Origin of the sequence: Agrobacterium sp. ST15.16.024, assembly GCF_027956545.1 — a bacterium.
In the GTDB taxonomy this organism is placed as follows: Bacteria; Pseudomonadota; Alphaproteobacteria; order Rhizobiales; family Rhizobiaceae; genus Agrobacterium; species Agrobacterium cucumeris.
The window spans coordinates 1-445 of the sequence record NZ_JAQKGO010000046.1; the positions used below are offsets into that span (position 1 = coordinate 1).

Here is a 445-nt window from a genome sequence, read left to right on the forward strand (position 1 = left end):
AACACCGATAAACTGCTGTGGTTAAACCATCACTATATCAATACCCTGCCGGCGGAGTATGTGGCAACGCATCTGCAGTGGCATATCGAGCAGGAAAATATCGACACTCGCAACGGCCCGCAGCTGGCTGAGCTGGTGAAACTGCTGGGCGAGCGTTGCAAGACGCTGAAAGAGATGGCCCAGAGCTGCCGCTACTTCTATGAAGAGTTCGCTGAATTCGATGCCGACGCCGCGAAAAAACATCTGCGTCGAGTGGCGCGTCAGCCGCTGGAAGTGGTTCGCGATAAGCTGGCGGCGATTAGCGACTGGACGGCGGAAAACGGCCATCACGCGATTCAGGCAACTGCTGATGAGCTGGAGGTGGGGATGGGTAAAGTCGGTATGCCGCTGCGCGTGGCGGTTACCGGGGCAGGGCAATCTCCTGCGCTAGACGTTACTGTCCATG

The 445-nt window shown here is 57.3% G+C and carries 1 pseudogene; it reads left to right on the plus strand.

From position 1 onward, the window contains the following. Nucleotides 1-445 (plus strand): annotated as a pseudogene (locus PL640_RS25555) (hypothetical protein); the annotation flags it as partial.